Origin of the sequence: Methylobacterium sp. E-041 (genome assembly GCF_022829665.1) — a bacterium.
Classification (GTDB): domain Bacteria; phylum Pseudomonadota; class Alphaproteobacteria; order Rhizobiales; family Beijerinckiaceae; genus Methylobacterium.
Genome location: NZ_JAKSYQ010000048.1, coordinates 1 through 1,014, shown reverse-complemented (window position 1 = coordinate 1,014; position 1,014 = coordinate 1). Strand labels below are relative to the sequence as shown.

Below are 1,014 nucleotides of genomic sequence, written 5' to 3'. Positions count from 1 at the left end.
CTGGATCAGCCGCAACCGCCGCCTTTGGAAAGACCCGGAGGCGACCCTCGCCTCGGCCCAAGCCTTCCTCTACGCCGCCGCCGTCATGATCCTCGTCCGAAGGCTCGGCCGAGCGTCATGACTTATCGGACGGACTCTTAGCTGAAGCCGATCCACGCGGCGTCGTTGCCGTGACCCATCAGAAGCTGGCCGACGACGTCGGCAGCGTGCGCGAGGTGGTGAGCCGCATCCTGGCACAATGGGCCGAAGCAGGCCTGATCGAACTCCGTCGCGGCGCGGTCGAGATTGTTGAACGAACCAGCTTGGCCGCCGCCGGTAGGCGGTGAAGAGCGGCGCGCGCAGCGCCCGATTTCGGGCGAAGAGCTAAGGTCTGATCGCCACCTTAAACCGAAGTTGCCGGGGGGCTGACGAACGGCTGCTTTCGAGAAGCACCGACGGCGGTCCGAGTGGCTGGGTTGGGTCGATGACGGCCAGTCCGCATTGCATTAGATCGGGCGGCGAGGCTGGCGTCACGTGTCGCGCTGGCATCGACGTCTCTGTAATACGAATTTCCGCGTTGGCGGTGGGTCGACGCCGAACTGCTGCCAAGTGATCAATTGAAGCGTTTCCTTTCGGCGATGTCACCAAGAGAACTAGCTTGGGGATGACGCGGTCGGATTGGCGGAACTACAATCTCGCGTCCGACCACGGCCCAATCCAGCTGAGGAGATACAGGGTGAGCGGAACAGAGTCCGATGCCGAAGCGGTCCGAGACACCGAGGCGGTTGCGGGGACGTCGCGCCGGCGGTTCCTCGCGCGGGGATCCGCCCTCGTCTACGGCGGCATCGCTGCCGAATTTGCAGCTAGCCCGGCCTGCGCGAACGGGCCGCTAAGTGTCGTTGCCCAGAAGGTTGTTCAGCCTTTGCCAGGGTGTCTGTCGGCTGAGGGCGGAGTGGGTTCGGCTGGTGTTGTAGTGGTCGATCCAGGGGCTCATGGCTTGTGTCCGCTCGGCGGATGAGGCGTAGGGCTCGGCGT

The 1,014-nt window shown here is 64.5% G+C and carries 1 protein-coding gene and 2 pseudogenes; 2 read left to right on the top strand and 1 reads right to left on the bottom strand.

Annotation, left to right across the window (positions count from 1 at the left end; translation table 11 throughout):
• Both MKK70_RS03450 and MKK70_RS03445 read left to right on the top strand, forming a co-directional pair.
• Positions 1-121: pseudogene (locus MKK70_RS03450) on the top strand (IS5/IS1182 family transposase); the annotation flags it as partial.
• Between the two features lie 43 nt (positions 122-164).
• A pseudogene (locus MKK70_RS03445) lies at positions 165-326 on the top strand (helix-turn-helix domain-containing protein); the annotation flags it as partial.
• A 542-nt stretch (positions 327-868) separates the two neighbouring features.
• On the opposite strand, the gene MKK70_RS30990 reads toward MKK70_RS03445, so the two are convergent.
• A partial coding sequence (locus MKK70_RS30990) for an integrase core domain-containing protein (RefSeq protein WP_409568239.1) occupies positions 869-1,014 on the bottom strand: 146 nt, incomplete at its 5' end.